Source organism: Helicobacter pylori, assembly GCF_011140715.1.
Lineage (GTDB): Bacteria > Campylobacterota > Campylobacteria > Campylobacterales > Helicobacteraceae > Helicobacter > Helicobacter pylori_DA.
Genome location: NZ_SFZZ01000055.1, coordinates 1 through 2,188, shown reverse-complemented (window position 1 = coordinate 2,188; position 2,188 = coordinate 1). Strand labels below are relative to the sequence as shown.

1 protein-coding gene and 3 pseudogenes are annotated in these 2,188 nt (G+C 35.5%); all 4 read right to left on the bottom strand.

Translation table 11 applies throughout. The features are described 5' to 3' along the window. Positions 1-92 precede the first annotated feature (92 nt). Positions 93-230, bottom strand: a pseudogene (vapD, locus tag EWZ81_RS08740) (endoribonuclease VapD); the annotation flags it as partial. Beyond that, positions 215-441 (bottom strand): annotated as a pseudogene (locus tag EWZ81_RS08490) (type II toxin-antitoxin system RelE/ParE family toxin). The pseudogenes vapD and EWZ81_RS08490, both read right to left, overlap by 16 nt. A gap of 13 nt (positions 442-454) precedes the next feature. Beyond that, positions 455-742 carry a type II toxin-antitoxin system antitoxin gene (locus tag EWZ81_RS05400; protein ID WP_165549282.1) on the bottom strand — a complete coding sequence of 96 codons (288 nt, stop codon included), beginning with the start codon at positions 740-742 and terminating at the stop codon, positions 455-457. A 582-nt stretch (positions 743-1,324) separates the two neighbouring features. Further along, positions 1,325-2,188: pseudogene (babB, locus tag EWZ81_RS05395) on the bottom strand (Hop family adhesin BabB); the annotation flags it as partial.

Sequence of the window (2,188 nt, the reverse complement as noted above, 5' to 3'; positions counted from 1 at the left end):
TAAAACAGCTCGCTGTGACTGCCTAGTCTTACTAAAAAAAGCGTTGCTTTTCACTCTATAAGTGCCAAGAATTTTAAAAATTTGGCTAAACGCTAGGATTTCACAATCTCAGTAAAATCGCTAAAGTCCTCTACCTTAAACGCTCTAATATCCCTAACAGACTTTTTAAACCACTCAATTTGAGAAAGTTTATTGATCGCTTTATAGACTTGCACTAGAGTGTTTTCTTGTTTTTTAAATAGACAAGCAATAAATCCGGTTTTAGGTGGCATTCCCTAAAATCTTTTATAAAGCGCCTTTGAGTGGGTGGTCTTTGTATTTGGGTTCTAGGGGTTGCTCTGTGGCTAAATTTCCAACCACTTTATATAAAAGCTTTAAATCATTTTTAACAAGAATTTTAAGATCCTTATCAAATTTTTTACTGGTTTCAATCATCAGCATTTTTAAATCTCATTTATAAGTTTTCACAATGTTTTTTAAAATCCTCTACGCTTTTAAAACAAAAGTGGTTCTTGGTGTCTTTAGCCCTTGCTAAGATTTCTCGCTCTTCTTCTATGGTGTATCCATTTTCGGTTAAGTTTAGCGCTTTAAATTGGAGCGCTTTTTTAATCCTTTGTTTTTGAGTTTGAATTTCTTTCAATTTTTCTAACGCTCTTTTTTGCTTAACCTTGATAGAATTTAAAAAATTAAAAAGCTGTTTTTGGCTGTATTTTGTGTAATCTTTGTTGGTGGTATTTGGCATATTTTATTCCTTTAAAATATAAGATCAGTTCATTATAGCGCAAGCGATAGAGCAAGATTAAAAAGGCTAGAAAAATCAAAAACTTTGTTTTGTGAAAAAACTTAAAAAAACAGATGAAAAATCAGTGAAAAACTTAAAGAATAAAAACTTAAAGATTAAAAAAATAAAAGTTCTGTGAGTGAAAAATAATCGTTTTAGCTCTCATTTTGTTGTAAAAATCATTTTATTAAAGTTTCGTTTTCTTAAAGTTTTATTTTATTCTCTTAAAGAGATAGGAAGCATTTGAAACCATTCTCCCCCTTTTAATCTCCAACTTAATCCCCCTAATATAAAGAAGCGCTTTTTAAAAACTATCGCTTAAATTAGTATCAAGTTTTCCACTAACCAAATCGTCAAAAACGCTAAAAAAGATTTTTCATCAAAATCCCCCAAAAATAAAAACTTAAAAAGCGGGTTAAAAAATCAGAAAAAAGAAAAGGATCAAAACCCCCCCAAAAAAAGAAATCCCTTAAAAAAGAAAGTTTAAAACAAACCCCCCCAAAAAAGAGGGTTAAAAAAGGGGGTTCCACAAAGGGCTAAATGTCAATAAGCGAACACGTAATTCAAATACACGCTATAGAGTCTGCGGTATTTGAGTTCAGCCCCCATAAAGGAATAATAGTTCGTGTTAATGGTGGGGATTTTAAGCCCTAACTCAATCCCATGCTGAGCCGCATGATCGCTGCCTTTTTTCTTGGGTCTGGCTAAATTCATCCTCACTCCCATGTTGAATAAGAATTGGAAATTCGCCACGTTCATTTTAGCGTTATAGACATTATTCACGGTGGCTAAGTTCACGTATTCAGAATTAAGCCATGAAGTGCCCGCTAACGCAATCCCACCAAAAAGCCCCACTGAGAGCTTGTTGTTTTTGCCTAAAAAGTTAGTGGCTTTATCGTTGATGAAGTTATAAAGCGCATCCGCTCCAAAGCCATAAGTCCACACATCAGAAGCCGAGTTGAAAAAGCTGGATTTGATGAACGCATGGTTGTAATCAAAAAAGCCGTAATACCTAGCGCCCCATTTCCTTTTTTGCCCAAAGAATTGTTTGTAACCCACCTGAATACCGATCCCATTCATGGCACCATTGTTGGTTTGAGAACTGACAATTCCCATTTTCCTAAAAGGGTTACGACCTAACTCTTGGTTGATGGTTTGGATTTGGTTGTAAGCGTTTTGATTCAAGTAGTAATTGGTCTCTATGCCTTGCGGGCTATAGGGGTTATTCTTTTTGCTCACCGCATTTTGCAAGCTTTGCGCGTTAGGGATGCTAGAGAGCGCGGTGGTGATGCTGTTATAAGTGTTGCCCAATTCATTGTATCGGGATTTGAAATTCACCAAAGTGTCAGCGATGTTTTCGGCTTGCTGTATTTGCTGTTCTTGAGTGCCAAAATGGGCGATGCTGTT

Excerpts from the sequence above, each read along its gene's own strand:
- EWZ81_RS05400 (WP_165549282.1), bottom strand. The coding sequence starts at position 742 with ATGCCAAATACCACCAACAAAGATTACACAAAATACAGCCAAAAACAG.